General features: G+C 61.2%; 27 protein-coding genes and 1 tRNA gene. 19 read left to right on the plus strand and 9 right to left on the minus strand.

Going from position 1 to position 23,522, the window contains the following annotated elements:
* Nucleotide 1: 1 nt before the first annotated feature.
* The 5 genes from ACWUI7_RS09005 (at nt 2) to ACWUI7_RS09025 (ending at nt 5,255) form a co-directional block, all read left to right on the plus strand.
* Nucleotides 2-1,003, plus strand: a complete 1,002-nt coding sequence (locus ACWUI7_RS09005; RefSeq protein WP_496641892.1) for a cation diffusion facilitator family transporter — start codon at nt 2-4, stop codon at nt 1,001-1,003.
* Between the two features lie 48 nt (nt 1,004-1,051).
* Nucleotides 1,052-1,735 (plus strand): YqjF family protein, encoded by a 684-nt coding sequence (locus ACWUI7_RS09010; protein WP_496641893.1) that lies wholly within the window; start codon nt 1,052-1,054, stop codon nt 1,733-1,735.
* A gap of 177 nt (nt 1,736-1,912) precedes the next feature.
* Nucleotides 1,913-2,377, plus strand: a complete 465-nt coding sequence (locus ACWUI7_RS09015) for a PH domain-containing protein (protein WP_496641894.1) — start codon at nt 1,913-1,915, stop codon at nt 2,375-2,377.
* Nucleotides 2,374-4,083 (plus strand): PH domain-containing protein, encoded by a 1,710-nt coding sequence (locus ACWUI7_RS09020; protein ID WP_496641895.1) that lies wholly within the window; start codon nt 2,374-2,376, stop codon nt 4,081-4,083. The genes ACWUI7_RS09015 and ACWUI7_RS09020 overlap by 4 nt, the downstream gene beginning before the upstream one ends.
* A gap of 104 nt (nt 4,084-4,187) precedes the next feature.
* Nucleotides 4,188-5,255, plus strand: a complete 1,068-nt coding sequence (locus tag ACWUI7_RS09025; protein ID WP_496641896.1) for a phytoene/squalene synthase family protein — start codon at nt 4,188-4,190, stop codon at nt 5,253-5,255.
* 66 nt (nt 5,256-5,321) lie between these two features.
* Here the strand turns inward: ACWUI7_RS09025 and ACWUI7_RS09030 are convergent, their stop codons facing one another.
* The 3 genes from ACWUI7_RS09030 to guaB all read right to left on the minus strand — a co-directional run bounded on the left by ACWUI7_RS09030 (nt 5,322) and on the right by guaB (nt 9,600).
* Complete coding sequence (locus ACWUI7_RS09030) at nt 5,322-7,322, minus strand: DEAD/DEAH box helicase (protein WP_496641897.1); 2,001 nt, start codon at nt 7,320-7,322, stop codon at nt 5,322-5,324.
* A 93-nt stretch (nt 7,323-7,415) separates the two neighbouring features.
* On the minus strand, nt 7,416-8,000 hold the full coding sequence (locus tag ACWUI7_RS09035; protein ID WP_496641898.1) for a HalX domain-containing protein: 585 nt from the start codon (nt 7,998-8,000) through the stop codon (nt 7,416-7,418).
* Between the two features lie 112 nt (nt 8,001-8,112).
* On the minus strand, nt 8,113-9,600 hold the full coding sequence (gene guaB / locus ACWUI7_RS09040) for an IMP dehydrogenase (protein WP_496641899.1): 1,488 nt from the start codon (nt 9,598-9,600) through the stop codon (nt 8,113-8,115).
* A gap of 251 nt (nt 9,601-9,851) precedes the next feature.
* Between guaB and ACWUI7_RS09045 the strand changes: the two genes are divergently transcribed.
* From ACWUI7_RS09045 to ACWUI7_RS09095, 11 genes are all read left to right on the plus strand, one after another.
* On the plus strand, nt 9,852-10,058 hold the full coding sequence (locus ACWUI7_RS09045; protein ID WP_496641900.1) for a DUF8099 family protein: 207 nt from the start codon (nt 9,852-9,854) through the stop codon (nt 10,056-10,058).
* Nucleotides 10,059-11,078, plus strand: coding sequence for a DUF5794 domain-containing protein (locus tag ACWUI7_RS09050; protein ID WP_496641901.1), 1,020 nt, complete (start codon nt 10,059-10,061; stop codon nt 11,076-11,078).
* Nucleotides 11,079-11,180: 102 nt separating this feature from the next.
* Nucleotides 11,181-11,408, plus strand: coding sequence for a DUF5795 family protein (locus tag ACWUI7_RS09055; protein WP_496641902.1), 228 nt, complete (start codon nt 11,181-11,183; stop codon nt 11,406-11,408).
* Nucleotides 11,409-11,474: 66 nt separating this feature from the next.
* Nucleotides 11,475-11,648, plus strand: a tRNA-Trp gene (locus ACWUI7_RS09060).
* Between the two features lie 124 nt (nt 11,649-11,772).
* Nucleotides 11,773-12,102, plus strand: coding sequence for a hypothetical protein (locus tag ACWUI7_RS09065; protein ID WP_496641903.1), 330 nt, complete (start codon nt 11,773-11,775; stop codon nt 12,100-12,102).
* Nucleotides 12,099-12,566 (plus strand): hypothetical protein, encoded by a 468-nt coding sequence (locus tag ACWUI7_RS09070; RefSeq protein ID WP_496641904.1) that lies wholly within the window; start codon nt 12,099-12,101, stop codon nt 12,564-12,566. Before ACWUI7_RS09065 ends, ACWUI7_RS09070 begins: the two co-directional genes overlap by 4 nt.
* 268 nt (nt 12,567-12,834) lie before the next feature.
* Nucleotides 12,835-13,068, plus strand: a complete 234-nt coding sequence (locus ACWUI7_RS09075) for a hypothetical protein (RefSeq protein ID WP_496641905.1) — start codon at nt 12,835-12,837, stop codon at nt 13,066-13,068.
* Complete coding sequence (locus ACWUI7_RS09080) at nt 13,065-13,565, plus strand: hypothetical protein (RefSeq protein ID WP_496641906.1); 501 nt, start codon at nt 13,065-13,067, stop codon at nt 13,563-13,565. Before ACWUI7_RS09075 ends, ACWUI7_RS09080 begins: the two co-directional genes overlap by 4 nt.
* Nucleotides 13,562-13,717 (plus strand): hypothetical protein, encoded by a 156-nt coding sequence (locus tag ACWUI7_RS09085; protein ID WP_496641907.1) that lies wholly within the window; start codon nt 13,562-13,564, stop codon nt 13,715-13,717. Before ACWUI7_RS09080 ends, ACWUI7_RS09085 begins: the two co-directional genes overlap by 4 nt.
* Nucleotides 13,710-13,937 (plus strand): hypothetical protein, encoded by a 228-nt coding sequence (locus ACWUI7_RS09090; RefSeq protein WP_496641908.1) that lies wholly within the window; start codon nt 13,710-13,712, stop codon nt 13,935-13,937. The genes ACWUI7_RS09085 and ACWUI7_RS09090 overlap by 8 nt, the downstream gene beginning before the upstream one ends.
* Nucleotides 13,934-14,200: a hypothetical protein gene (locus ACWUI7_RS09095; RefSeq protein ID WP_496641909.1), complete on the plus strand. Its 267-nt coding sequence runs from the start codon at nt 13,934-13,936 to the stop codon at nt 14,198-14,200. The genes ACWUI7_RS09090 and ACWUI7_RS09095 overlap by 4 nt, the downstream gene beginning before the upstream one ends.
* 158 nt (nt 14,201-14,358) lie before the next feature.
* Here the strand turns inward: ACWUI7_RS09095 and ACWUI7_RS09100 are convergent, their stop codons facing one another.
* Nucleotides 14,359-14,520 (minus strand): DUF7837 family putative zinc-binding protein, encoded by a 162-nt coding sequence (locus ACWUI7_RS09100; protein ID WP_496641910.1) that lies wholly within the window; start codon nt 14,518-14,520, stop codon nt 14,359-14,361.
* Between the two features lie 619 nt (nt 14,521-15,139).
* Between ACWUI7_RS09100 and ACWUI7_RS09105 the strand changes: the two genes are divergently transcribed.
* The gene (locus ACWUI7_RS09105; protein WP_496641911.1) at nt 15,140-15,490 is read left to right on the plus strand and encodes a hypothetical protein; all 351 of its coding nucleotides are present in this window, start codon (nt 15,140-15,142) and stop codon (nt 15,488-15,490) included.
* 19 nt (nt 15,491-15,509) lie between these two features.
* Here the strand turns inward: ACWUI7_RS09105 and ACWUI7_RS09110 are convergent, their stop codons facing one another.
* Nucleotides 15,510-17,690 (minus strand): type B DNA-directed DNA polymerase, encoded by a 2,181-nt coding sequence (locus tag ACWUI7_RS09110; RefSeq protein ID WP_496641912.1) that lies wholly within the window; start codon nt 17,688-17,690, stop codon nt 15,510-15,512.
* Nucleotides 17,691-17,966: 276 nt separating this feature from the next.
* Here ACWUI7_RS09110 and ACWUI7_RS09115 point away from each other — a divergent pair, with 276 nt between their 5' ends.
* The gene (locus tag ACWUI7_RS09115) at nt 17,967-18,593 is read left to right on the plus strand and encodes a winged helix-turn-helix domain-containing protein (protein WP_496641913.1); all 627 of its coding nucleotides are present in this window, start codon (nt 17,967-17,969) and stop codon (nt 18,591-18,593) included.
* Nucleotides 18,590-19,078, plus strand: coding sequence for a toxin-antitoxin system TumE family protein (locus ACWUI7_RS09120; protein WP_496641914.1), 489 nt, complete (start codon nt 18,590-18,592; stop codon nt 19,076-19,078). Before ACWUI7_RS09115 ends, ACWUI7_RS09120 begins: the two co-directional genes overlap by 4 nt.
* An 815-nt stretch (nt 19,079-19,893) precedes the next feature.
* Here the strand turns inward: ACWUI7_RS09120 and ACWUI7_RS09125 are convergent.
* The 4 genes from ACWUI7_RS09125 to ACWUI7_RS09140 form a co-directional block, all read right to left on the minus strand.
* Entirely contained in the window at nt 19,894-20,226 is a 333-nt protein-coding gene (locus ACWUI7_RS09125) for a DUF8156 family protein (RefSeq protein WP_496641915.1), read from the minus strand.
* A gap of 2 nt (nt 20,227-20,228) precedes the next feature.
* Nucleotides 20,229-21,173 (minus strand): hypothetical protein, encoded by a 945-nt coding sequence (locus ACWUI7_RS09130; RefSeq protein ID WP_496641916.1) that lies wholly within the window; start codon nt 21,171-21,173, stop codon nt 20,229-20,231.
* Between the two features lie 319 nt (nt 21,174-21,492).
* Complete coding sequence (locus tag ACWUI7_RS09135; RefSeq protein ID WP_496641917.1) at nt 21,493-22,521, minus strand: Cdc6/Cdc18 family protein; 1,029 nt, start codon at nt 22,519-22,521, stop codon at nt 21,493-21,495.
* 239 nt (nt 22,522-22,760) lie between these two features.
* The gene (locus tag ACWUI7_RS09140) at nt 22,761-23,429 is read right to left on the minus strand and encodes a tyrosine-type recombinase/integrase (RefSeq protein WP_496641918.1); all 669 of its coding nucleotides are present in this window, start codon (nt 23,427-23,429) and stop codon (nt 22,761-22,763) included.
* Between the last annotated feature and the right edge of the window lie 93 nt (nt 23,430-23,522).

Consider the following 23,522-nt stretch of genomic DNA (forward strand, 5'->3'; position numbering starts at 1 on the left):
TATGGCGATTGGGTCGGTCCCCGACGAGAAGCGACGGTTCAGGCGCGCCGCGGGGGTGAACGTGCTCGGCAACGCAGCGAAGATCGCCGCCGAAGGAGCTGCCGGGCTCGCTTTCGGCAGCGTGGCGCTGCTGGCAGACGCCGCCCACTCGGTCGCGGACCTCGTCGCCAGCGTAGTGGTGCTGGTGTGGGGTGGGACACAGTACGACGGTCCAGACGCCGAACATCCGCACGGCCACCAGCGAATCGAGCCGCTGACCGCGTTGTTCGTTGGCGCCGTGATCGTCGTGTTGGGCGTCAACCTCCTCTGGAGTTCAGTCGAGGGGCTACGGTTCGGCAGCGACGTGCGGTTTAGCGGACTCCTATTTATCGCGCTGGCGTTCTCGATAGCGGATATGTACCTCCTGTACTGGTATACACGCCGGGTGAACAGCGACCTCGGCTCGACCGCACTCGACGCGCTCGCTGCAGACTGTCTCAACGACATCTACACCAGTGTGGCCGCGGTCGTCGGTGTCGCCGGTGTCTTCTTCGATATCCCGGTGCTCGACCCACTGGCTGGCGCACTCGTGAGTCTCGTCGTCGTCTATCAAGGCGTCGAGATTGGCCGGGAAAATGTGACGTATCTCGTCGGCGGTGCACCGCCACCGGGCGATCGTAACCGCGTCGTCGAGGCGCTTCGAGCCCACCCGGCGGTCGTCGGGGTCCACGATCTGAAGGTGTTTTACGACGGCACCGACCTCGAAGTAGAGGTCCACACGGAAGTCGACGGCGAGATGACCCTCCGACGAGCCCACGAGATAGAGACCGAGCTCGTCACCCGCCTGCAATCGCTGACCGGGGTTGGTGACGTCCACGTCCACCTCGATCCCTCTGGGGTTGGAGAGTGGAAGGAAGCGGGGGAGACGCCCATTTCCGAGCTAGCGTCGAGCGATGACCGCGAGGCCGCAGAGACGCGCGGCCCTGAGACGGGACGGCGCAGCCGGAGTACCGACGACCGGTGAGAACACTAAGATCGTGCGGATTATAGCCTTCGCAGCATTATATTGAGTATGTTCGGTCATCGCTGGCTGGAGATGACCTGGCGTGACGGACTGTTTTTACACTGGCCCGTCGATCCATCCGTGGTCGCTAACACGTTGCCGGCCGGCCTAGAGGTTGCGACCTACGAGGGGGGCGCGTACCTCGGTGTCGTGCCATTCGTCATGGAGTCAATTCGGCCGCGAGGGTCGCCTATCGACCGGTCGTTCCCCGAGCTCAACGTACGCACGTACGTCACGGGGCCGGCCGGACCTGGCGTCTACTTCTACAGTCTCGACGCAGCCGATGCGATCGGTGTGACACTTGCCAGACGCCTCTTTTCGCTGCCGTACTATCGGGCACAGATGCGCGTGGATCGCGACGAGGACGCGATCACGATCACGAGCGACCGGACGCACGGTGGCGACGCCCGAGTGACGTTCGACGCGACGTACGAACCGACCGGCGAGTCGTTCACACCGGTTTCCGGATCGCGCTCGGCGTTCTTACTGGAGAACTACCGGTTTTACACGGCCGGCCGGCGCCTGTATCGCGGTGAGATCGCCCACGAGCCGTGGACACTTCGGCCGGCAACGGTGACGGTCAGGACGAACTCGCTTTTCGAGGCAAACGGATTCGACGTGCCGGACGGTGACCCGATCGCTCACTACGCGGAGCCGATCGAGGTAACCGCTGACCGGCTCCGTGCCGTGTGACCGACGGTGAGAAACATCCCCCGAGACACAGCAGTGAGCTCATCGGAGACATCTAGCGCGTGTAGTGACCCTCGATGACATGCGGCATACTGTGTGTCTGTCCGTTCCGCAGGATCTTATACCGGGCCACGCCCAACGGGTTCACATGAGATCCGGACACCTAACTGAGGGGCGTCGATGACGACACAGCGGCTCCATCCACGCGTACGGATTGTCTGGGTTCTTCGAGCGGTGCTCGTTGCGACCGTCCTCTCTGCACCGGTTGGAGGCGCCGCGTACCTAGCGTACCTCCCCACGTGGGCGCCGCTCGTCGTCGGCGGGGTCCTCCTCACGCTTGGCACGGCACACGCGGTGATACGGTACCGACGATGGCGCTACGAGATTCGTGAGGACGCACTCTATCTCGACAGAGGCGTGATCACGCAGGTCAGGACTACGGTTCCACTCGTTCGGATCCAGCACGTCGATTCGCGGCGTGGCCCAGTCGAGCGTGCCGCCGGGCTCGCCTCCTGTGTGGTGTACACGGCTGGTTCGCGCGGGGCCGACGTTCGGATCCCGGGACTCACCCCCTCGGGTGCAAGCGACCTCCGAGAAGAGCTAAAACGACTCGCGATCCGCGCAGAGGGGGAGGACGCGGTGTGAAACTCGCTCCACAGTCGATCCCGTACCGAGCCCTGCAGAAGGTCTCTGGAGTCGTACTCGTGATCTTCTTCGTCGTCAACGACTCCGCACGGCTGGGGTTGTTGCCGGCCGTCGGCCTCGCCGGGGGTGTCCTCACGGTTGTATTCGCCTACGAGGTAGCCTACTACCGGCGGTATGAGTACGAGCTGACCACCGACACACTCGACATTCGGTCGGGGGTAATCTCGAGGCGGGAACGAGAGATCCCGTATCGACGGATACAGAACGTCGACGTGAGTCGAAGTGTCATCCAGCGGGCCATCGGTGTCGCCGCCATCGATCTTGAAACGGCCGGTGGATCAGAGACAGAGGGGGCGATTCGATTTGTCACTCCCGAGGCCGCCACACACCTCCAACGCGAGGTACAGCGGCTGAAACGTGGTGTAGAGTCCAACCAGGAGGGTGAATCCAACACAGCACCAGAGGGGCCAGACGAGCAGCTACTGTTCGAGATCTCCCCCCGCGAGCTCGCACTCGTTGGGGCATTGTCGTTCGACGGGCGGCTCATCGGGCTCCTCGTGTTCATTGGGTCCGGATCCGTGCCGGTGGTCTCCGGGCTTCTTCCAGATGCCTCGGCCGTGGCGCTCAGCGGCGTGGTGATCGCCGCAGTCGGCGGGCTAGTCCTCGTCTCGTGGGTGCTCGGTGCGGCGGTTTCTTTTTCGAACTACTACGGTTTCCGGCTCTCTCGAGCCGGCGACGAGCTTCGGTACGAACGCGGCCTTTTTCGCCGGTACAGCGGTTCGATTCCGACCGAGAAGGTCCAGACGCTCACCATCACCGACAACCCAGCAAAGCGCGCACTTGGCTATGCGACACTCACCATCGAAACCGCCGGCTACGCACCGGGACAGGGCGGTGAAGACGGGAATCAGGCGGCGATCCCGATCGCGAGACGCGATCGAGTGTACGACCTGGCTCAGGAAGTGGAGTCGTTCGGTGACCCGTCGTTCACCCGTCCTCCGCGACGGGTCCAGTGGCGCTACGGGATTCGGTACCTGATCCTCGTGAGTGTGCTTGTGGGCGCTGCGTTCGCCGTCCATAGTCTCACCGAAGTCGGTGTTCCCTGGTATGCGGCGGCCCTACTGCTCCTCGCGGTGCCGCCTGCGGCGCACCTGAAGTGGCGTCACCGCGGCTACTGGTTGGGCGAGGACCACCTTTTGACGCGAAACGGCGTCTGGAGCCGAAGCGTGAAGGCCGTCCCCTACTATCGCATGCAAAACGTGATCGACAGACGAAGCCTCTTCCAGCGGCGCTGGAACGTGGCGACGGTCGTCGCCGACACCGCGGGCACGAGCTCGCTCGTGGGCGACGATGCGGCCGCAGTCGACATCGACACCGACGACGCGGTCACCCTCTGTGACGCGCTCACGTCGCGGCTGCAGGCATCACTCGACGACCGACGCCCCCAGCAGCCAGCCTTCGAGTGGGTCGACGCCGAGGTCGTGTCTTCCGAGTCGGTACCCGAATCGAGCGATACAGAGCCTGAATCGAGTAGTGATGAGCCGGAACCGACGGCCAACGGGACTGTGTCCGGTTCGGGAAAAAAACCGGACGACAACGATAGTGGCACCGACAGTAGTGAAACCGACGACAGCGGCACTGACGCCGTTTCGGACGGCGATGCTGCTGAATTGGGGCCCAATGCGTTCGAACGCGACCGTGAGTGACGGTGACTCTGCTCTGGCGAGCGTATCGCATTAGGCGACCCGCCGGTGTGCGATGCGTCCCACGAGGCTTTTTTATGGGTAGTGACGTAAAGAACGGTAACTGAATGAGCGGACGAGAATACGGTCCCACCGACGCCGACCTCCAGTGGTGCCACGAAGCGGTCCAGGGCGTGTCTCGGACGTTTGCGCTGACCGTCAAGGTGCTCGAAGAACCGATGGCGTCGCATATTTGTCTCGGCTACCTCCTCTGTCGGGTCGCCGACACCGTCGAAGACGCAGGACACATTCCGCCGGAGACACAGCGCTCGCTCCTCGAGACCTACCGCGACGCGGTCGACCCCGACGAGCAGACCGACATCGCCGACTTTCGGGCGTCGATCGACGAGTGGCTCCCCGCGCCGAGTGAGCGAACCGACGACTGGGTCGTCGTCGCAGAGTCACCGACGATCGTCGCGACCTTTGAGCAGTTCGCTCCCGAAGTGCGTTCGGCGATCGTCCCGCCTGTGGTGGAGATGGTCGACGGGATGGCGATGTTCGTCGATCGCCACGCAGACCGTGGTGGGCTCCGGATCGACGACCGCGACGAACTCGAACAGTACTGCTATTACGCCGCCGGAACAGTTGGCACGCTCATCACGAACCTTCTGGCCCGTGGCGACGTCGCCGACGACCGCGTCTCGAAGCTCCGAGACACCGCCGAGGAGTTTGGGCTCCTCTTACAGCTGGTGAACGTCTCGAAGGATGTCTACGACGACTACACCGAAGAGAACAACGTCTATCTCCCCGCAGAGTGGTTGGCCGCCGAGGGCGTCGACCAGGAGTCGGTCGTCGACCCAGAACACCGGGATTCGGCTGCCCGAGTGGTCGGTCGCACGGCCGAGTACGCCCGGTCGTTCCTCGATGACGCCCAAGCGTACCTCGAGAGCATGCCGCTCACCCACGGGAACACAATGGAAGCCTGGACGGTCCCGTACCTCCTCGCGGTCGGAACACTCAGGGAGCTTCGCTCGCGGCCGGAGGATGCACTCACCGAGGCCGGAGTGAAGGTTTCACGACAGGAGGTGTTCGCCGTGATGGCTGTCGCCGGTGACGTCAGCCGAGAGTCGCTTGCGGAGCTCCGGGAGACGATCGCACGAACCCCGTACCACCGAGCGGCCGAGCCGGCCGACTAATCGGTCTCTTCGGCGTACACATGAACCCGCCATCAGAGCCGGCATGCGTGTGGGTTTGACCGCGAATCAGAGTCGTGACCGTGCTCGGGTGATTGCGGGAACCGACACGTCGATCGTTTCCGCGAGTGCTGCGGCCGCGCTCAACAGCCACTCGGCACGCTCGACACGTGAGTCGAGGTCTCCTGGGCCGAGCCGGTACGATTCGACCAGTTCCTCGATTGTCGCGCCGTCGATCCACTCGTCAAGGATGCGGGCGGTTTTGACCGACTCGAGCCAGGACTCGAAGTCGGCCGTCTCACCCATGTTCGTCGTCAAATGCGCAGCGTTGTCCCGAGCAAACTGGTACATCGCCGCACGCTCACGGTTACCGAGATACGTCTCCTGCATGTCTGGGGTGACACAGATCACCTCGAACGCCGTGAGCGTCGTCGCGGCCTCCATCTGGCTCGCCGTTTGCAGACCGCCGACGATTTTCGTTCCCGTCTCGGGTCTAACGTACTGTTTCGATGTCGTCTCGCCGACCGGAGTGGCGACTAGTCGATAGTCGTCGACGCCGCCGGCCCGACGGATCATCCCCATCTCGACGAGGTCGTCTGCGGCTCTGGCAACGTCATCGGCAAGCCCTCCGGCGCCTGTCTCACGCGCGTAAAACGTCCCCTCGAATACGTCGAGGATCTCAGCTTCTGTCGCGGCAAATCCGGTTGCGACACCTGAGAGGACGTGCGTCCGAAGAGATGCCGGTGCGGTGAGCGTCGACTCCACGGCTTCGGGCTCCCCATCGACGTACCGGTTGACGAGTGTCTCCCGGCTCGACGGTTCCCCGACGAGGATCGCTTCTCCGTGCGGATCGAGCCCGGGGCGACCCGCGCGGCCGCACATCTGGTGAACCTCGAGCGTCGGCAGCCACTCCATCGACGACCCCGTGTAGCGTCGTTGATCCCGAACGACGACGCGGCGGGCGGGGACGTTGACACCGGCCGCAAGCGTCGGGGTGGCACACAGACACGCGATCTTGCGGTCGCGAAAGGCCCGTTCGACGGCCGCCCGGTGTCCCGACCGAAGCCCCGCGTGGTGAAACGCAACACCCGACCGCACACACTCGGCAAGGGTTCGCCCCGTTACCGTGCCGTCGACGTCGCTGATGGCATCAGCGGCCGAAGATGCCGCTTTTTCGATGCCCATCTGCTTGGCGAGGTCGTCCGCCGCGAGCTGTTCTGCGAGCCGGGCGGCCTCGGCCCGCGAGCGCACGAACGCCAGACACTGGCCGCCGGCCGCGACAGTCTCGGCGACGAGCGCAGCGGTGATCGCTGTCTCGTCGACCGTTTCATCAGCGTCAGGAAAGGGGTCGCCGTCGGCCGAGCGGGCCTCACTGGAGGCGTCTGCACGTTCTGGCGGGGCTGAGACGTCGACTGCGGTCTCAGTGCCGTTATCAAAGCTGACTCGATCGCCGTCACAGACACCGGTTCGAAGCGAAACCGGTCGCCACTCTGACTCGACGAGTGTCGCATCGAGCCAATCGGCGATCGCCTCGGGATTGTCGACGGTCGCCGAAAGTGCGACCACCTGGATCTCCGGGTTTCGTCGGCGGAGTGTTGCCAGTGTGACCTCGAGTGTCGGTCCGCGCCGGTCCGCGTCGAGGAGATGGACCTCGTCGACGACGACGCACGCCAGGTCGTCGACCCACGTTGCTCCGTTCCGGATCGCCGAGTCGACTTTCTCCGCCGTTGCAACGACGAGATCGTGGCCGGCCAGTTCTTCGGCCGTCGTATCGAAGTCTCCTGTCGAGATGCCGACGTCGACGCCCGGCAGCGACGCGAACGTCTCGTACTTTTCGCGGGCCAGCGCACGAAGTGGACACACGTAGAGTCCGGGGCCCCTAGCTGTGAGGAGCGCCAACTGGGCGACGAGCGTCTTCCCAGAAGCCGTCGGCATCGCGGCAACGACGTTATCGCCGCTACAGACACCAGATTCGACGGTCGCAGCTTGTGGGGGGTAGAGTTCCTCGATCCCACGCTCGCGGAGGTGGTCGGTTATGGGTGCGGCGAGCGGCAACGAGGTGAGACGCATCTACGGACGCCTTCGCCGTGCTCGTATTTAATCCGTCGCCGGCGACGCCTACGGAACGGGGTGACGTAGCGATCGGGAATCGGTACGACGCGATCAGGCGTCGACGTCGAACTCGCGAAAGAGCCCCTCAAAGTCGTCAGTTTCCGTGACCGCCTCGAGCGAGTCATCGACGTCCGCACGGAGTGCCTCGATTTCGTTGGTAAGCGCCTGGTATTCCTCGTTGTCGGCGAGTTCGCTCGCGCTCTTTTCGGCCTCAAGCATCGCCTTTTTCGATGTCAACGCGAAGAGTTCTTGCACGCCCGTATCGTACTCGCCACGCTGTAGGAGTCCCTCGACGGTCTCACGGAGGGTATCGCTCGCGACTGGCTTGACGAGGTAGTCGTCAAATCCCATCTCGAGAATGTCGAAATCCGGTTCGACAGCGGTGACCATCGCGACGCGGCAGTCAACGCCTCGCTCTCTGACCGCCGCAAGCACTTCGTCGCCCGAAAGTCCCGGCATCCGACGGTCCAAGAGGATGGCGTCCACAGTGCCGTCGACGTCGTCGAGGACATCGAGCGCCTCGTGACCGCCGTAGGCCGTCCGAACTCGGTAGTCGTCACCCAGCCAGGCGGCGTACAGATCTGCGAGGTCGGGTTCGTCTTCGACGACCAGCACGAGCGGCTGTGATTCACTCATGAGTCACCCGAGCAACGAGTTCTCTCACACGTACACACCGGCCCCAAACCATATTAAAATACTCCTTCCGAGTAATCGCGTTGCGGCGGAGGTGGTGGAGCGACACGAATGCTTACTCCCCCGGGCTGTAGTTCGGCGCCTCGTCGGTGATCATCACGTCATGTGGGTGGCCTTCGGTCTGTCCAGCACTGGAGACGCGGACGAAGCGGGCACGGTCGTGGACGTCTGGGATCGTCGCCGCACCGACGTACCCCATTCCCGACCGCATCCCTCCGACGAGTTGGTGCAATTCTGAAGCGAGCGTCCCCGTGTACGGAGTTGCTGCCTCGACACCCTCTGGAACGAACTCCTCGTCGCCATCGTCGTCTTTGAGATAGCGGTCGCCACCGCCGGATTTCATCGCGCCCACGGAGCCCATCCCACGGTACTGTTTGTACTTTTTTCCCTGCATGGTGATCACCCGACCAGGTGCCTCCTCGGTTCCCGCAAAATACGATCCAAGCATCACCGCGCTTGCCCCCGCGGCGATGGCTTTGATCGCGTCGCCGGAGTACCGGATCCCCCCATCAGCAATCACCGGAACTCCGTGATCGGCGGCGACGTCAGCGACCTCCGCAACGGCGGTCACCTGTGGCATTCCGGCGCCACTCACTACGCGCGTCGTGCAGATCGACCCCGGGCCGATGCCGACTTTGAGTCCGTCGGCGAAGCCAACCGCCGCCTCGGCTGCCTCACGTGTGCCAACGTTGCCGACAACGACGTCGGCATCTACCGTTGACTTGATTGCTTCTGCAGACTCGAGGACGTTGAGATTGTGCGCGTGTGCACAGTCGATAAAGAGGACGTCGGCGCCGGCCTCGTCGGCCGCAACCGCACGATCGTCTTCGAACGGTCCGACGGCGACGCCGACTAGCAGCCGTCCGCCGTCGTCGCGGGCCGCCTGTTCGTGCTCGCGCCGCTGGAGGATGCCCTGCATCGTCACGAGCCCGGAGAGGTGGTCGTCGTCGTCGACGACCGGAACGCGCTCGATCTTATGATCGTACATCAACTCAAGTGCCTCCCGGGCGTCGACCGACTTGGGTGCGGTGATGACTTCGTCGGTCATGGCCTCGCTGACAGCGTCCTCCTCGCCGACTTCGAGATACGGACGAATGTCGGTACCGGAGATGATTCCGAGCACCACGTCGTCTTCGTCGACGACGGGAGCCCCTGAAACGCCCTCGCGCTCCATGCGCTCGTCTGCTTCACGAACCGTGTTCTCCGGGGAGATGGTGACGACGTTGTCGCGCCGGATGACCAGTTCGTGAGCACGTTTGACGCGTTCGACCTCGGCTGCTGTCTCCTCTACAGTCATGTTTCGATGGAGTACGCCAAGGCCTCCCTCTCGGGCCATCGCTATCGCCATACCACTTTCTGTGACCGTGTCCATCGCCGCTGAAAGCACCGGTACGGTGATATCGACGTGTTTTGAGACCGCCGTCGTGAGGTCGGCGTCGTCGGGTTCGACGCGGCTCTCGCGTGGCCGGAGCAGTACATCGTCGAAGGTCAACGCTTCGGGGACCTCGAGTTTCGCAGAGAACGGGTCGGGTTCCGTCGCCATGTAAACCGTCGTGAGGGCGTCGGCAAAAGCGTTGTGAGTCAGCATATCCGTGCGTGGGTCTCTCATCCTGCGTGGATCCGATATCCACGTTCGTGAATTTCGACGGCATACGCCACTGGGTTGGACTAGCGCCCGGGGATCGAACGCTCATTGAAAATCAACGCTCACTGGAGATCGAACCCGTACCCAAGGGGTGTCGTGCGGGTAAAACTCACACAATATTTAACATCACCGGAACAATTAGTAACCGTATGGACTCCGACAGTCCGAAAAACGCCCGTATCGCCGGTCACCCGACGCTCGAGTTCGGCGGACACTTTACACCCGGCAATACGTGCGTGTTTACATCGTGGACTGCTCGGGCCCTCGTTGGCGCCGACACCGGTGGCCGTAGTGACGGCCATCGACGGTCGTCCGCGTCATACCGCGTGTCCCACGGGTATGGGCATCATCCCTGAATGAGCGTCTCAAAACACCCGGTTGCCCTCCAGCTTGAGCAGCGCGTCGGCGGTGCAACGAAGCTTCTGGCGACGGTGATGGCGCTGCCACTCGTTGATGGTATCTTCGCCGCGCTCGTCGTCGCCGGTGTCTTGGCCTCGCCGGTTGGGGTGATCGAGACGGGGATACTCATCTTCGGCGGGTCAGCAACGATCGCCGTGATTCTCGCTGAGATGGACGGCAGCCGCCGGGAGATGGTGGTGTCGGTGTTGATTATCGGCGCAATTATTATTCCGGTTGCCGCCGTAGAAGCAGCGCTTGCGCCGACGCTCAGAGGGCTACTCAATCTCGCCATCTTCGAGCGATTCGCCGGCCTAGTGATCCTCTCAATTGCCGCGCGAACCGCAAGCGCCGAGTTCGGCCGATATCTTCCCGGACCGGCTGTGATCATCGGGCTTGGGTTAGTCGCGAGTTTCGACCCGAGCGGGTTCGCGATCGAAACGTCGACCGAATACGTCCTCAACGGGACCGCAGCAGCCGCAGTGGGCGTCGGCTTCGCGCTTGTCGTCGCCGTGTTGTCGCCGCATCTTCGGGGACGAGTCGACATCGACCGCTTCCGGTTCGGCTCGTCGGTCGCCCTCGGTGTCCTTGCACTACCGATTCTGTTGCGGCCGTTCGGGATGATGCAGACTGAGGTGCCGGTTGCGCTGGCGGTACTTGCGGTCACCGCGCTCTTCGCGTACGATCCAAACGCTGAGCACGCGACTGCGCCCCGGCCAACTGACGATAACGTGACGACGGCGGTCGGTGACGGAGGGGACCATGCAGCGGTCGGTGACGAGAACGATGGCGAAACAGACGAAGTCGACGAGGCTGATATTGGAAAAAAGCAAGTGGACTCCGACGATGTCCCGACGGACGCCCCGTATCCGGGCGGGCTTGTTGACGAGCACGTCGGTGTCGGAGCCGGCAATGAGTCCGCGGATACCGACGGCGACGACCCGTTCGCGGACGACGACTCCCGGGCGCCGTGGATGTGAGCTGCGGTGAGACCACCCGTCTGGCGTTCGACCTTGACGGGTATCGGGTGGCCGGTGAACGGGCTCCGACGGGATTTAGGTGCCGCAGACGGAACGACTGGTATGACCAACCGCGTCGTGCAGGGCCGAATGGTGACCCCGGGCAAGCTCGCCGAGTTAATCGAAGGAGACGACGTTCTTGAAGCGGAGGCGATAGCCGACGCTGACCACGCGTGTCCCGACTGCGGCGGAGACGTCATCTCCGTCGGCTACATGCCAAGCGTTACCGAGTTTGTGACCGGCTACAAGTGCCAAGAGTGCGACTGGAGCGACGACGACAGGGAGCAATAGCGAACACGGGTCCCGATCGAAATTCCTTTACCCGCGTTCCCGTATTCTCCTGATGCAACACACGGCGGGGCTGTGGCCAAGCCAGGCATGGCGACTGACTCCAGAGGCCGCGCCCGGGACGACACTCCAGACTGATATACCGAGCGGGCGACTGATCATCGCTCGTGTTGACGACCCTCTGGAGTTCCGAGGCGCGCCGGAGATATCAGTCGATCGGGGGTTCAAATCCCTCCGGCCCCATACCGAAAATAAAGGTTACTGAACCTGAGGTCAGTGTTCAGCCGAAGGTCTGCGAATACTGCGGACTCTACATTACCGAATACCGACAGGACTGTGCGGCGCTCGATGACGGGGTGTGTCAAGAATGAGCGTCGACATCGACGTCGACGTGGAGATCGAGCGCAACGTGGCGAGCGCGATCGTCACCAAGCGGCAGCTCGTCGAGATTGATGAGCTATTCACTGACGGCGAGCTACGGTTGTGGCAAGGCCGAGCCGGGTGGAACGGCTACGTTCGTGAGGTCACTGGCGACGAAGTGCGGTTCTACGAGGTGAACACTCGGTTCGACGACGATTCGTGGATCTCGAAAGTGCGGTGTGGAGAACAGGCGGTCCACGACGCGGTTCGAAAGCACATCGAGGACCGGCACGCGGGTGGTGTCGGGAACTTCGTTCGGAGGTGCTCACCGCCATGACGGTGGAAACCGCCGTCGACGAACAGCGCGAGCAGATCACGAACCGGCTCGGCGAACCCGAAGCGTTCGCATTCCCGGCCGGGTGGTCGACGTCTTCGAGCTGGCACCGTGCACAAGCCGCCGAGTCGACCGTCGGCGCTGTGAACCCCGCCGAGTTCGACGCGCTTCTCAGCCGCCTCGAGGGCGACGCTTCGATGAGTCGCCACCGCGTGCTGTTCGCACTCTACGAGGGAGAACTTCGAGCCGAGTGCGACTGCGACGGACACCGCTACCGCAGCTGGTGCGCTCACGTCGCCCTCCTCTGGTGGCGCTGGTGTAATGCGGAACTCGCAGTGACCGACCTGGATACTGGCCGCACCCGCCTCTCGCCGCCGTGGTGGCTCTCGGTCGACGACGCCGACCGCGAGCGCGCCGACACCGAGACGCGGCAGCCGGCCGTGGCCGACGGGGGTGCGAACCGATGACCTCCGTTTCCACTGTTTCGGGTGGAACAGCTGGAACGTACGAGTCGTACGACTGGTCCAGCGAGTCGTACGACACGAATTTGCAGCCAGAAGTCTCAGGAAAGTCGAAAACAGCAGAATCCGGCGAGTCGTACGAGGGTACGGGGGGGTATCGAAATCGGTGCCCACGTGACGCATCCGTGTGTGTGCGTGCGAACTTAGCGCGGCGCGCGCGCTGGCACGCATTATGCGGGCAGGCGGGTGCTCGCAGGCGTTGGGGGGTGAGCCGATGAGCGAGATGATCCTGGCGTGTCCTGAGTGTGACTTATCGGACATCTACCACCGAACATTCTCAGTGAGTTCGCACCCGACAGACGACGCGCGGTACCGCTGTCAGAGTTGCTGTGCCCGCTTCGACGAGCCGACGCGACGAGCCCGGAAGACGAGCGGGCCGTCGATCAACAAGGGGACGCTAGCGCGTCGTCTGATGGATGCGGATGCCGACGAGGTGAGCGCACAATGAGCGAGATGTCGCGGGTCGCGAAGGCGACTGTCCGTGACGAGCGTATCCTGCGGGCGCTCGAAGAGGCCGAAGACGAACACGGTTCGCTGGCAGACGCGGTCCGACACGCAATCACAGCGACGTACGGTGAGGATACTGACGACGCCGACATCGACGACACCGGGCTGCCGGTGAAAGCGCGGGAAGCGCACGGGAAGCTCGTCGAACTCACGGGTGTCGGCGGCCGCCTCGAGCTGGATACAGCCGAGTCGCTGCTAGCGAATCACCTGAATATCGCGAAAGAAGCGGTTCGCCGAACGGTGATTCACGAGTTGAAGAAGGCGAACGCGATCGCCGTGCACCAGGGGATTCACTCGGTTTCGGTCGTGATCGGGCAACTCGATGGCGAAGACGTCGAACCGCGTGAGTCGGCGACCGCGTCGACCGCGCCGGCGACGGACGGCGGGGAAGCACGTGAGTGGCTCGAGGAACTGTCGAACGCGGAGGTGGCGAGATGAACACAGACGAGTTCGAGAGCCAGCTTACGTTTGCCCTCGATCGTCTTGCGCTCGGCTTTGAGAGTGCAGATCCGTACGTTCGGCATGAGGCGAAGACAGTCGCGAAACAGAATATCGGGCATATAGCTCGAGAGGTGAGCACCGATGAGTAGCCGACACCGCGTGGTCGGCGCGGCTGAGAACGTCGATACGCGCGCCCCGTCCGATTCAGAGCCGTACGAGTGCGACACGAACGAGCGCCGAATCATCTCGGCGTATTGCTGCACGTGTGAAGCGGAAGCGACGCTGTACCTCGAGGTCGGCGACGATTCGGCGTGGGAACACGACGTGTCGAACCCGAGCCACGTGGTCGACTACTGGAGGGAAGCATGAACGTCCCGTCAGACTGGCTCGCTGGCGTCGGCACGGGCCTGGGCGTCGGCGCGGGCATGGCGCTAGTGTCACACGCCGGCGGCGCCATGATCGGAGCGGTCGGTGTCGTGATGCTGGCGTACGTCATCGAGAACAACCGGCACGACGACGACGAGAGCGACGACAGAACCGCCCTGACGGACGGCGGGGTGACGAGACAGGCGACGCCGACGTCCTCTACCACGAGTGTGGCTGGGAAGCGTGGGAGATCGACAGTCGCCTGAAGCAGTATGAAGGCCTCGACGGTCGCGACCGGGCGTGAGGGACTGTCCCTACCCTGCATCCGGTGGGGTTAGAGGTCCTCGACACGGCGCACGAGGCCGCGGCCCGTCACGACAGCGAGAAGTAGGATACTCTGATCGCACTTGGATCAACCCCCTATTCAGTATTTGAGCCGAACTGGCTGTTTACATGCCTTACACTTGATGTACTGGCGCTTCTCCTCACCTACGGAGTATTCTATTAGAATAGCCATTTTCGGTGTCAATTCACCGCAGAGTGGACAGCGGCCAACGCCACTACGATTGGTTGTTATGAAACTCACCTACCGGGTGTGATATCTTTACATACGCCATATTATACATGCCTTCTTCTTATGTATTTGATAGTAATCGTAAAGCCGATAGAATCGGCTACAGAGCATCTTTACCGGCTAGTCAAAGTAATCTGGCAAAAAAGTATAATACGTAGCATTTCGTCGTACTCTCAAATAGAAACTGTTTGGTGATTGAGACAGATGAATTGTATTGTGTGTAACACCGATGATGCGCGTAACCGGGTAATTTACGACCACCGTCTCGCTATGTACACTGACAGTCTCTGTGAGAATTGTGAACGGTTGATATTTGGCACATGTCTTGATAAATATAGAAAGCATACCCTGTGGGAATGTATCGTTTGTCAGTCGAAAGCGTCTATCACACTAGAGCCGTGGGAAGCGGCTGAGCCTGATCAGGAAGGCCCCGCCACGACCGAAATAACGATTCTAGAGTCGACCCATACACCCCCGTTGTGTCGAACGCATTACCTCGTTCTTCGTTCAAACACTGTTGAGTGGTAACTGAGCGGCCACTTATTTATTTTAGATGTAAATATGTACTACAGTATATGAAAAGCTAAATGTGGTCATGAAAATTTTGGCCGAGATAACTAAATAGTATCAAATGGAGTGTGTCCTGTGTGGTAATGTCGATGTTGCCCGGTTGGTAATTGACAAGTATGGCCAGTATCAGCGCTGTGGATTGTGTGACGACTGTGACAGAGCCGTGTTTGGTGTAATCTCTGCAGAGCCACTATGGCACCGTCCCCGCGGCTGCGGGCTGTGTGGCGATCAACCGCGGTTTGCCCTTCCCGAAATTGAATACATCCTGAAAAAAGGCGAAATCGTCAGCGAACTCGAATATGATATAACCATAGAAACGTTTGAATTGTGTATTGACCACGCCACGTCCATACTCGGCTTGAGTCTTAATCCCGGCCAGCAGGAACCACCTCCACAGGTAAACACAGAGTGATCCTGACATACAAAGGATATTATCCAGTGCCGCAAGGATCATGATTTCGTAGGACGTACATCGATAGGTCAGTGACCTGTGTGCCAGAGAGCACTTGCCGGATCACCGTCTGATCCCAACCAAATGGTGCCAGTAGGCTCTCCACCGCCCGAATAAGTTGCGTCTCGTAGTACGACGCATCGTACGATTCGACCTTTTCGTGGGCCAAGGCAACCCGCTCTCGCGAGCTTTTTTTATCGTCAACAACCACATATTTGACGTCCTGCCCTGGGCGAATGACGAGGTCCTGGTCCCGAGCCCGCTTCAGCGCCGCCACATTCTGCGTGTTCTGTGTGTACCCTTCCAGCGGCTTGGAGACACGATTCCGTTCGACGAGCTGCTCAACCGGCACCGTCCCAGCGTAGAGGCGCTTGATCGCGTCCTGAAGGCGTTCGATTACGGCGCTCGGAGATCGAGTCGCCCCGAGACGTTCGAGACAGTCCCACTGGACGTCCTCTATGAACGGCGGGGTTGAGCGCTGCCGGGCTTCGATACCGCGTATCTTGAACTCGTCGCTGCCGGCGACCTTCCCGAAGTACTTTGTCAACGCGCCGGCGTCGCTCTCGCGCTGCGGCACGAACGCCACCCAGTCGTAGTGGGTTTCGTGTTCGAGGCGGATCTCGACCTCTTCGGTGATTGCCGTCGCGAGTGTCTCGAGGTTTTCGCGGTCCCCATCGCCGACGTCAGGGTTCGGCGTCACCCAGATGGAGTCGACGATGCCGTGGACGACCCGCCAGCCGCCAGCTTCCAGCCGTTGTTTCGCCGTCAGCAGAATTTCGCGAGCGAACGCGTTGATTGCCTCGTGGCACTCGATGCGGCCAAACTTCGCGTTGCTGAACCCCTGATAGCCGAAGCAGGCGACGAGGATCCACTTCAGCGCTCCCGACCGTCCCTCGAGTTCCGCCAGCCGGTCCTCGTCGGGGTCGTCTCGTTCCTTCTCGCGACGGATGGCCGCCTTGATCTCGTCGCGTGCGTCGATAATCGGCTGTAGCACATCGACGAGGTAGCCCCGGTCGTCGCAGATCGAGTATCCGAGGCCGGGGACGTCGTCACGGTCGCGGTGGCACTCACACCGGATAACGTCCGGCGAGACGTTCTGAGTACAGATGATGTTCGGGTACAACGAGGAGAAGTCGAGTTCGTGGACGTTCTCGTGGAGGCCGACCTCGGGCGCGAAGATGAACCCGCCGCGGTCGGCGTTGTGGAGCGTCCCCATCGGCTTGTAGAACTCATGTCGCCAGGAGTTCCACGGGACGAGGACGCCGCGGTCGTGGGCCTCACAGATTTGGATTGCCGTGAGGACATTCCCAATTGACGCCCACGCGAGCTCCTGGACGGGCTTCTTTGAGCGCGACACGAGGTCGAAGACGCCATCAAGATTCGTCTCTCCGTAAAAGAATGTGTTCGACTCGTCGATGATTGCCCGCCCGGGTACGTTGTACCGCGCCGGTGAGTGACCGACACGGCCGTAGCTCGAGTATGTCGACCGACTCGCGAGTTGCTGGTAGTCGACGTCGGGCAACCGACTCAGCGAGAAGTCGTCGACTCCGGTGTCCGTCGCCATCTTGTACAGCGTCGGGATGATTTCGCTCGTCGAGCAAACTAGGATGTCCGGATTGTGTGCTTCGAGGGCTGCCTGGACTGCCGTCAGGATCTCCGTCGGCGAGCCGGTGACGGTGTCGCCGGCGACAGATAGTTCGCCATAGATGTTGTTGCTCATTTCGGTCACCGGAACGCTGAGCTGGAGCGTCGATAGCTCCCTCGCCGGTGTCGGGTCAACGCCGTTTTCCAGACAGTACCGAAACTCTCGTGAGACGTCCACGTTGAAACAGGCGAGATCACCAACTGGATAGGCCGACAGCTGGCGCGCCTGACGGGCGAGTGGGGTGACGCGGTCGATATGAGTGACATCGACGGCGAGGACTGGCTCCTCATTGCGACGGAACCCAGGATGCCGCGTCACCATCTCGGTCGCAACGACCTGAGGATGATGATCGTAGATCGATCGAAGTGCTGTAAGATCGATGTCGGCGTCAGGCTCGCGAGCAGCGACGTAGAACCGTGGGGTGTAATCATGGCGCTTAGTCACCACTGCACCGTCAGCAGTTGCCTCCCACTCCAGTACACGACCATCGTCCAGAAAGTCGATGCTGAACGGCATCTGTGATATCTCGTTCCAATCGAACGCCTCAGTGCCTGATTAACCGCGGCGTGTCGTTTCCACAGTTCGGAATATTCTACTGACGACACCGTTACCAGCCGCTACCATCCCAGTCGCGCGTCGACAGTTGCTTCCGGGATTGGTTCCGGGATCACGTCTTTGCCACCAATCGCGGGCAAATAGCGACGTTATTGGGTAAGAAATGTGGTGATTGTCTCACATCACATACATAGCCAAGCTAATATAATGATACACAGATTAATAAGTTGGTCTCACATGGATCAAAGTATAATGGCTGGCGAGATACCCTCTGCATACCGACTGCGTCCGGACGGCGGTTCCGACCACTGGGACGTAAACGATGTCGTCAAACAAGAGTGGGTCGAGGAGACGACACCCTTCGAACGAGTGTACGCAATCGTCCGTCGTGCCTACGACCCCGCGTCCGCCGCGCAGATTGCCGACCGCGCTCGCGTCTCGCCGACCACAGCCCGAAAGCACTTGCGGACGCTCAACAGTGCTGGCGAAGTGACGACATCGCAGGACGGACAGACGACACAATACCGCCGGTCGGAGACGGCTATTGTAACCGAACACGCACAGTCGCTGCTCGCGGAACGGACACCTGAGGAGATCGCGTCCGGCATCGCTGATCTGAAGACACAGCTCCGGGACTGGCGTGAGGAATACGGTGTCGATTCACCCGAGGAATTCGCCCGTGAACTGGATGTCGACGACGCCGACAGCGACCACGGCGCACTCCTCAGGGAGTGGCAAACAACGCGCCGGAACCTCGCGCTCGCACAGGCGACCCTCGCGATCGGTGAAGCAAGCCGAACCGGGCATCTGACAGGCACGGATACGGAGGATGGTGGCGACGACAGTACCTCTGTCGTCGTATGACCGATGACGAGGGGTTCTCAGAGCGTCCGCACGTAACCGAGACCAAGGACGTTGATGCCTTTGGTCCGATCGACGCCGGGGCGTTACGGGAGATCCAGAACCTCTTCACTGAGCAGGAGCCGCTCGTTGAGGCAGCGGCACTGGACGATCCGTTGAATCCCCAGATGCTGTCGGCTGACTTGGCCGACGGTGTGGGAGAGGCAGCCACTGCCCGGATCGACGTCAGGTGGAGCCTCACCGGCAACTACGCTGCCCACTACACGGATGACCAGGAGCAAAACTTTCGATTCGATTGCCACCCGAAGCCCGACGCGCCGCGACGACACTTCCATCCACCGCCCGATGCACCGAGTCGTCCCGTTGAACCGTCTTGTATTACTGTCTCGGAGGTGGATCTTGTCACGCGAGCGATTCTCCAACGGTGGCGATACGCGTACACACACGGTACGTTTGAGGGGATCAATGACGCGGAGAATCCACCGTAGGCGAGAATGTTGCTAGCCCACTGCTGTTCGGTCGACTCGGGACTCTTGACATCCTCCATGCGCGTAAGCGCGAGGCGTTCTCCTCGATTCTCCGTAACTCGGTTGAGCACACGACTTGTGTTCAGCAGTTTTCGAGGCGGAGCCTCCGGCCTCAAGTCGTGCGGGACCGGAGGTCCCGCTGACCATCCGAACGGGCCTTGCGAGGCGGCTTCACCGCCTCGAATTTGCGGCACGGAGCGCCGTGCACGGCCCGTGAGGAGAGAGCGAGGGGTTCCGACGCTCAGTCGGAAGCGCGACGCGAGTAGGCCGGAGAGGAAGCCGACACGAGCTTTCGCAACCACTATGTTGTCCCATATCTTACCTCCAGATAGTGTTGTGCGTCCACACGTGGCGCGCAGTACGGGCCGCAGTAGCCCGGCCCTGAATGGTGGGTTTGTCGACCCCAAAGGGCGTCCGGTAGGTGGGGCGCACAAGACGCCCCATCGCGCCAACTGAAGGCGAGAACCACATCAAAGCCCATCTGCTCACGGGCGCTACGCGCCCGATCGCATGGTCCGTGGGACCGTCGGTCCCACGCCACCCTCAACGAGCGAGGCCACACAACCGAGCGAAGTAGGGTGGGGTCGGTTACATGATCGCTCTACTGGACCGATATCGGGACCGAGCTCAACAATCCTTCGTTGACCCGTACTTCGAGATTTGACGGCCGTGCTCGCCCGTCCGTATTGAGGAAGATCCGGGAGCCAACGTCCGGTCGAACGCGATGACAGTCAGCTGGCCGTCGACGTCACAGCTAGTTGTCTCGATATCGACCGCTATGATGTCGAGTTTTGTCCTTCTGTGGCTCCATCCTGGTGATGCTCTCGGTCGTGGCTCGCTTTCCGTTGTTTGAGTCCCCGTTCGAGCTCTTTGAGTCGTTCCTCATGTTCGTCAAGACGAGCCTCCTGTTCGAGATCGATGCCGAATAGCATGGGTAGAAGTGGATTCTGATGGTTCAATAGTCCGCTCGCGTCGGCGTGCTCGTAGGCGTAGTTGAACAGTCGGTCAAAGCGCGGCTGGTCTCGACGCCGCAATGCCCGCCGGAACTCTGCCCAGCGTTCTTCGATGGCCCGCAATGCATCACGGTAGGTTGGGTTCGTACGCCCCATCGCTATCGGCCTCTCGTACCGCTTGCCGTCCACGCATCGAGCAAGGGGTCCGCAGTGGCCGCCACTGTCTCACCGTCAGCTGGAACGCCCGTTCCGACGCTCTCCAGAACCGGCGTCGACGGTGCAGGCGATGTCGGTTCCACGCCAACCTGCGTAGCGCGCGCCGCGAGTAGCTGCCGCCAGTACGCGAACGTCGTCTGGTAGTACGCGCCGTCGCCGACGGGATAGACGAGCGTCTCGAAGTCCTCACCGACGACCCGTGGGCCCATCCGCGTCTGATCGCACTCGATGTGGTGGTCGGCAACCCTCGCGACTGGTTCGGTGAAGTCGGTTCGCTCGCTCCGTGTAACGAGCACCGGGATGTCGTACCCCTCGGCGTAAGCCACCAACCGGGCAAGGCTCCGGGCGTGAAGCGTCTGTGTGTGAGTCTCACTGAGGGTATCGTCGGCGCGGTACTGGGCGTCGACCGCTGGTGCAATAATAAGCGCGGGCGTGTGGGGCGAGGCATCCCCGTCGCGACTTACTGTTCGGCTCACGGTTGTCCCGGTATCAGTAGTGGACCTCTGGATTGTTTGGTTCACCACCGCTTGAAGGTCACAAACGGCAGTATAGTGCTGATACGCGGTGAATCCGCGGGCGACATGGATTCGGTCGAGCAATCGTTGACTCGGGGCGATTTGAGCGAGTGTCGTTGTCGTCGCGTGGCCGTTTGCGTCGACCCAGAAGGCAGGTCCATCGTGTAAGAGGAGGTGGTCAAGCACGAGTGACTGCAAAATTGGGACGCCGCGGCCTCCTTTGACGTCGAGCAGCGTGATACCGCTGCCGAGTGACGGCAACAGCATCTCGTCCGCAGCCGGATCGGCTTGGTCAGCGAGGGGCCGATTACGGTCAGCTCCCCGTGTCGGCTGGTCCACCGCCAATCGATTCGACGTCGAGTGTTCTCCCATACCCGATTAGTTGTCTACATTCCCGATAAGCTGCGGCGTGGCGCTTCCGTGTTTCAGGAAAGCCCACCGCTAGTCGGTGACCCCTTCTTATTTATCGACTTTTCAATTCCTCCGGTTGATTCCGCAGCCGCTTCCGGATAGCACACTCTGTCTCTAAGTCAAATTAACCAACAAGGTGGCACTCTGGCACGATTTATTGGTTAATTGCTATAATCACCCTTGCTGCGTGAACTGTCTTGAGTCAAAGCTCCGAGGTACTCGCCTTGCCTATTTGTGGATACTGTTAGCCCCGATGGGAACTGGCTACATTTCAGCGTGATCACTCGATTGGTGATGCTGCCGTAGAGTCAGCAAGTGAATACTCTCGGTCACGGCTTGTCCCTACCGCTTCCAGCAGATTGTATTGTTCCATCTTTGATAAATACGTCCGAACCGTTCGTTTTGTTCGTGGGTCCTCAACCGCCTCTATGTACTGAGCGTGGATAGTGCCCGGTCCGATCGGGCCATGCTCACGCACAATATCGTACACTGTCCGCTGATGAGGGGTGAGTGAGTCGAGACTCCGTTGTTTGATCTGCGCCCGGGCATCTTTGGCGGCGTTCGATAGAATAGTGTCCGTGATATGTTCTTTATTCTCACGGTCAGCGGTGCTGGCTGCTGTTCGGAGGATCCCAATTGCGAGGCGGGCGTCACCAGCGGCCGCATCAGCGATGCGATAGAGTTGGTCGTCGGTGATGACATCCTCCTCAAGCCCCCACTTCGCTCGCGCACTCAGAATGTCATTGAGTTGCTCGTCATGGTACTTGTCCATCCGAACGTGCTCGCTGGAGCGCAGCCGGCTTACGAGACGATCGTCAACGCGGCTGAACAGCTCTTCTTCCTTGTTCGCGATACAGATAATCGCGAACTGTGGGAGACTGTGGAGGTCGTAGATGATACTCGGGTCTTCCAACTGATCGACCTCATCGAGGATAACGACGGTTCGAGGGCCGTCGTACCGCTGGAGTCGGTCAACGAGTTCGTCATGCGGTGTTGACTGGCGGTGAATGTCGATGGTTGTCCCGAGACTATCGAGAATTTGGTACAGGGTTCGGAATCGCGTATAATTGCGCCAGCAATTAACGTAGATTGTCTGCACAGCAAGCACCTCCTCGCGAAGTCGTTCGGTGACAAACTTCGAGAGACACGTTTTGCCGGCTCCACTGGGTCCGGTGACGATTGCTGTCTCTGCGGGGTCACCGTTCGTGAGAGGCTCAAGCACGCTCGACAGGTGATTCACTTCGGCGTCGCGATGTTCTACCTCCCCCGGGACGAACCCAGCCCGGAGGACGCGAGCATCGCGGATCATCTCTTAATGGGTGACCTCTCCGCCAGAGAATAAAACCATAGGTGGGGTGTTTCCGGAAACTTCCGTAACGGTGAACAACCCGTCGGGTCGGTCTGGGAAACTCGAGTTCACCTGCCCTGTGTGCGACGAGGTGGTCGGGAACATCCCAGCGCACCTGCGACACTCGTGCGACGGGGGTGAGAGCGAGAAGGCTGTTTGAGAAGTAAGGTTCTCAGTAGCGCTTTTCACTGAATCGCGTTCTAGTACGGCGGTGCTGTTTCTACGGTTGGCCGGAACACTGGCCCGGAGTCAGCGCCCTGGTCGCGGCTACCAGACACAAAGGAAATCTTCTCACGCTCTCGCTCGGCAGCTGCGGGCGACATCTCACCAAGGTAGTGGTTCCGAAACGTCTCCCAATCCTCCCACCCGCCCCACGACATCACGACGGCCGGGAGAACGCCACAGTCCCAAAGTAGATGCCCGCCCCATGTGCGTCGAAGATCGTGGACATCGAGGTACGACCAGCCTTTGTCGCCAGTCTCAGTCTGAAGGGCCTGTGCCGCACGCTTCACCCAGCGGTAGATCGAGTTTGGTTCGACGCCGACGATAGCCTCGTTTGGGTCGCGATTGTACGACAGCGTTCGCACGGAGCTGGCGAGTTCTTCTGGAATTGGTGTCTCGCGATACTTCCCGCGCTTCGCGTAGTCGTTCCAGACACGCAAGAACCCGTCTGGTGCGTGTGTGAAGTCGTTCGTCGTGACACTCGCGATCTCTTCGCGGCGAAGTCCGGCCTGCGCACCGAGTCGGAAGGCGATCTCCTGCTCGGGGGACTTCGCCTGCTCGATGAGCGCCGCAACCTCGTCGTTCTCATCGGTCTGGTTGAGCCAGACTCGTTTCCCGTCTCTTTCGTCGTAGTCGGCGAGGCGCACAGTAGGCTTTACTGGCAGACGCTACATAAAACTATGTAGGACCATGCTCAGAGGGTGGTGTTTTGGCGTCGATCGGGTCAATTCAGTAGCCGA

This window comes from Halorubrum orientale (assembly GCF_059623105.1).

Excerpts from the sequence above, each read along its gene's own strand:
- ACWUI7_RS09055 (WP_496641902.1), top strand. The coding sequence starts at position 11,181 with ATGACCAACCGCGTCGTGCAGGGCCGAATGGTGACCCCGGGCAAGCTC.
- ACWUI7_RS09015 (WP_496641894.1), top strand. The coding sequence starts at position 1,913 with ATGACGACACAGCGGCTCCATCCACGCGTACGGATTGTCTGGGTTCTT.
- ACWUI7_RS09045 (WP_496641900.1), top strand. The coding sequence starts at position 9,852 with ATGGACTCCGACAGTCCGAAAAACGCCCGTATCGCCGGTCACCCGACG.
- ACWUI7_RS09005 (WP_496641892.1), top strand. The coding sequence starts at position 2 with ATGGCGATTGGGTCGGTCCCCGACGAGAAGCGACGGTTCAGGCGCGCC.
- ACWUI7_RS09095 (WP_496641909.1), top strand. The coding sequence starts at position 13,934 with ATGAACGTCCCGTCAGACTGGCTCGCTGGCGTCGGCACGGGCCTGGGC.
- ACWUI7_RS09050 (WP_496641901.1), top strand. The coding sequence starts at position 10,059 with ATGAGCGTCTCAAAACACCCGGTTGCCCTCCAGCTTGAGCAGCGCGTC.
- ACWUI7_RS09120 (WP_496641914.1), top strand. The coding sequence starts at position 18,590 with ATGACCGATGACGAGGGGTTCTCAGAGCGTCCGCACGTAACCGAGACC.
- guaB (WP_496641899.1), bottom strand. The coding sequence starts at position 9,600 with ATGGCGACGGAACCCGACCCGTTCTCTGCGAAACTCGAGGTCCCCGAA.
- ACWUI7_RS09125 (WP_496641915.1), bottom strand. The coding sequence starts at position 20,226 with ATGGGGCGTACGAACCCAACCTACCGTGATGCATTGCGGGCCATCGAA.
- ACWUI7_RS09030 (WP_496641897.1), bottom strand. The coding sequence starts at position 7,322 with ATGCGTCTCACCTCGTTGCCGCTCGCCGCACCCATAACCGACCACCTC.
- ACWUI7_RS09130 (WP_496641916.1), bottom strand. The coding sequence starts at position 21,173 with ATGGGAGAACACTCGACGTCGAATCGATTGGCGGTGGACCAGCCGACA.
- ACWUI7_RS09090 (WP_496641908.1), top strand. The coding sequence starts at position 13,710 with ATGAGTAGCCGACACCGCGTGGTCGGCGCGGCTGAGAACGTCGATACG.
- ACWUI7_RS09035 (WP_496641898.1), bottom strand. The coding sequence starts at position 8,000 with ATGAGTGAATCACAGCCGCTCGTGCTGGTCGTCGAAGACGAACCCGAC.
- ACWUI7_RS09080 (WP_496641906.1), top strand. The coding sequence starts at position 13,065 with ATGAGCGAGATGTCGCGGGTCGCGAAGGCGACTGTCCGTGACGAGCGT.
- ACWUI7_RS09070 (WP_496641904.1), top strand. The coding sequence starts at position 12,099 with ATGACGGTGGAAACCGCCGTCGACGAACAGCGCGAGCAGATCACGAAC.
- ACWUI7_RS09010 (WP_496641893.1), top strand. The coding sequence starts at position 1,052 with ATGTTCGGTCATCGCTGGCTGGAGATGACCTGGCGTGACGGACTGTTT.
- ACWUI7_RS09105 (WP_496641911.1), top strand. The coding sequence starts at position 15,140 with ATGGAGTGTGTCCTGTGTGGTAATGTCGATGTTGCCCGGTTGGTAATT.
- ACWUI7_RS09075 (WP_496641905.1), top strand. The coding sequence starts at position 12,835 with ATGAGCGAGATGATCCTGGCGTGTCCTGAGTGTGACTTATCGGACATC.
- ACWUI7_RS09085 (WP_496641907.1), top strand. The coding sequence starts at position 13,562 with ATGAACACAGACGAGTTCGAGAGCCAGCTTACGTTTGCCCTCGATCGT.
- ACWUI7_RS09065 (WP_496641903.1), top strand. The coding sequence starts at position 11,773 with ATGAGCGTCGACATCGACGTCGACGTGGAGATCGAGCGCAACGTGGCG.
- ACWUI7_RS09115 (WP_496641913.1), top strand. The coding sequence starts at position 17,967 with ATGGATCAAAGTATAATGGCTGGCGAGATACCCTCTGCATACCGACTG.
- ACWUI7_RS09025 (WP_496641896.1), top strand. The coding sequence starts at position 4,188 with ATGAGCGGACGAGAATACGGTCCCACCGACGCCGACCTCCAGTGGTGC.
- ACWUI7_RS09135 (WP_496641917.1), bottom strand. The coding sequence starts at position 22,521 with ATGATCCGCGATGCTCGCGTCCTCCGGGCTGGGTTCGTCCCGGGGGAG.
- ACWUI7_RS09110 (WP_496641912.1), bottom strand. The coding sequence starts at position 17,690 with ATGCCGTTCAGCATCGACTTTCTGGACGATGGTCGTGTACTGGAGTGG.